The organism is Nostoc sp. (assembly GCF_035638895.1).
Lineage (GTDB): Bacteria > Cyanobacteriota > Cyanobacteriia > Cyanobacteriales > Nostocaceae > Nostoc.
This window is the reverse complement of sequence record NZ_DASQZC010000625.1, coordinates 1-2552: the sequence shown is the minus strand read 5'-3', so window position 1 is coordinate 2552 and position 2552 is coordinate 1. Positions and strand designations below refer to the sequence as shown.

Genomic DNA, 2552 nt, shown 5'->3' with positions numbered 1-2552 from the left:
GTATTTGCGATCGCTTATCGACATGCACCTAAATATCAGTTTCCAGCTCAGTTAGATGATGTGCGTACAGCCCTAAATTTTATTCGCAAACATGCAGCAGAATACGAAGCTGATCCAGAACGGATGGTACTTTTAGGGCGTTCTGCGGGAGCGCACCTAGCAATGTTAGCGGCTTATCAACCGGATGCACCACCTATTCGTGGTGTGGTGAACTATTACGGGCCTGTTAATTTAACGGGGGGATACAAAACACCACCAAATCCCGATCCTATCAACACCCGCGCTGTTTTAAAAGCATTTATCGGTGGTTCTTTACAAGAATTGCCTAATCAGTATAACATTGCTTCACCGATAAATTATCTGACGCACCCTTTACCACCAACTTTATTAATTTACGGCAGTCGTGACCATTTGGTAGAAGCGCGATTTGGCAGACGAATGTATGAACGTTTACATAATTCTGGTAATACTGCGGTTTTTTTAGAAGTTCCTTGGGCAGAACACGCTTTTGATGCTGTTTTCAACGGTGTGAGCAATCAATTAGCGTTATATTATACCGAGAGGTTTTTGGCGTGGGCGTTGTTTAAGCAATAATTTTATTAACATACACTTAAATTTCAAAACGTAGACAAAGTTCCTCAATCGCTTTAACAGGTAGATAAAGCTTGAACGGATGTTCTTTAAATTGTTGAAAACCGTATTTTTGGTAAAAGTTAACTGCTTTTTCATCTATAGCTTCTACAATTACTGCAACGGATGTAACTTGCTCTGTAGCCTTTAGGACACGCTTCAAAGCATCTATCAGAATCACTCCTCCTAAACCTTGACCTTGACGACTGCTATCAACAGCAAGACGACCGAGTAAAATAGCTGGCAGCAAAGGATAGCGAGGTAAACCTTTGGTAAAGGTTTTATCTAAATTAGTAATATCTACTGTGTAAGTTGAAAGAGTGTAATAAGCAATAATATCCATGCTTGGAGAGTCAATCAAAACAAACACTGTAGCGACTTTTTTCTTCAGGTCTTGAGATGCAGATTTAACTATATAGGTGTCTAAACTATCATTTCCACAAGCAAAAATTGAGCGGTTATGCTTTTTACTATCTAGCAACTCAATCGTTAACACCATTTTTTTGGATTATTTGTTTGTAACGTAAAGCTGCTGCGATAAGAGAATCGGAAGGTTTCGGTAAGTTTTGCAGAGCTTCTACAAAAGCTTCAGCATCTTCTAAACTGAGCTTGAGTGTTTGATGCTGCTGTATGACGTTGTAAGCTGCTTCCTGAACGCTGGCGATGACAAAATCCGTCAAGGTGACTCCCTGTAAATCCGCAGCTTTTTGCCATAGAGCTTTTATCTCAGGATTGACGCGTGCTTCTAATCGAGCTGTTTGTTGCAAGGTGTTATCACTCATAAAATACAAACATAAGTCTATATTTAAAGTCTATACGGCATAATGCCGTATATATTAAAAATATTTCAATATCTACTTTTGAGGCCAGCGCCAGTTATAGCGATTCCATTCGTAGATGCCTTGAATTTCATACTCAGAGCCGTTGAAGAAGCGGACGACGCAGTTAGTAGAGGTATCATCACCGTTGCTAATTTCCTCGACCTTGATCACCATACAGGGAAACCATTCGCGCTTACAAGGGCCATCTTCTTGCACCCATTCCCATAGGGCATTGGAAACTTCAATGCGATCGCCTACTCTTAGCTTTAGTGCATCCTCAAAATAAGAATACTTATCAAAATGATATGACTCTACACGATTCAACCACTGTAAACCATAGCGTTGCCGAATAAATTGTACTGTTCCAGAGTCATTTTGCAGTAGCCAGTCGTTGAGTAATTGCACTTTCCAAGTGCGGTTGCGTTGTTCTTCATCCTTAACAAATTGTAAAAATGCTTCTAACTCCTCTGCGGTAAGTTCGTCTAAGGGATTAGCAATAGCTGATGCTCTAGAGGTAGAATTTCCCTGAATTTGCTCCACGACTTGCAGTAATATCTCTTTCTGTGTGTCAGTGAGAGGACAGCTTGCTGCATCACAATCATTAAAGGCTGCGAGCATAGATGCTTCAATCTCATCTGGAGTCATAAGTTAATAGCAATTAAGGGTTTATTTCCCTAATTATTACAAAGGTTAAATTAAAGTCTTCAATTCCTTGTAGTTAAATTCAGTTAAGCTGAAATTATAAGTTACATATTGTTAGATTAAGTCACGGAGTCTTTTATGCGCTTGCGCTCACTCACGGTCGTTTTTATTTCCTGTCTCATCACCTTTCTATCGTGGGTGAGCATTCCCCCTGCTGTAGCACTGACACAGATTAGATTATTTGATGTTTCCTATAAAGATTGTCCACCAGAACTAGCACAAGGGGCTGTTACCAGTAGTGGTAGTGCGGCTGCTAATTGTTTTCTTGTCATTGGCAAAGCAGAAAATGGCACTTATAAAACAGTCTACGACGCAGATATTTTTGGACGCATCTATGATGCCAACAATGACTCAGTAATGCAAAACCGCACTCGCTTAGGTTCTATTGCTGAAGTACCA

General features: G+C 40.1%; 5 protein-coding genes. 2 read left to right on the top strand and 3 right to left on the bottom strand.

The annotated features are described in order from the left end of the window. The coding region (locus VE944_RS30380) for an alpha/beta hydrolase (protein WP_324986354.1) at window positions 1–594 on the top strand (594 nt) is incomplete at its 5' end. Window positions 595–610: 16 nt separating this feature from the next. Here the strand turns inward: VE944_RS30380 and VE944_RS30375 are convergent. The 3 genes from VE944_RS30375 to VE944_RS30365 form a co-directional block, all read right to left on the bottom strand. After that, window positions 611–1129 (bottom strand): GNAT family N-acetyltransferase, encoded by a 519-nt coding sequence (locus tag VE944_RS30375; RefSeq protein ID WP_324986351.1) that lies wholly within the window; start codon window positions 1127–1129, stop codon window positions 611–613. Further along, window positions 1113–1412 carry a type II toxin-antitoxin system TacA family antitoxin gene (locus VE944_RS30370; RefSeq protein WP_324986348.1) on the bottom strand — a complete coding sequence of 100 codons (300 nt, stop codon included), beginning with the start codon at window positions 1410–1412 and terminating at the stop codon, window positions 1113–1115. The genes VE944_RS30375 and VE944_RS30370 overlap by 17 nt, the downstream gene beginning before the upstream one ends. A 72-nt stretch (window positions 1413–1484) precedes the next feature. Further along, window positions 1485–2096 (bottom strand): hypothetical protein, encoded by a 612-nt coding sequence (locus VE944_RS30365; protein ID WP_324986345.1) that lies wholly within the window; start codon window positions 2094–2096, stop codon window positions 1485–1487. A 135-nt stretch (window positions 2097–2231) separates the two neighbouring features. Here VE944_RS30365 and VE944_RS30360 point away from each other — a divergent pair. Continuing rightward, the coding region (locus VE944_RS30360; protein ID WP_324986342.1) for a biotin carboxylase at window positions 2232–2552 on the top strand (321 nt) is incomplete at its 3' end.

Bases quoted from the DNA above. Each gene is read 5' to 3' on its own strand.
- VE944_RS30365 (WP_324986345.1), bottom strand. From the start codon at position 2,096: ATGACTCCAGATGAGATTGAAGCATCTATGCTCGCAGCCTTTAATGAT.
- VE944_RS30370 (WP_324986348.1), bottom strand. From the start codon at position 1,412: ATGAGTGATAACACCTTGCAACAAACAGCTCGATTAGAAGCACGCGTC.
- VE944_RS30375 (WP_324986351.1), bottom strand. From the start codon at position 1,129: ATGGTGTTAACGATTGAGTTGCTAGATAGTAAAAAGCATAACCGCTCA.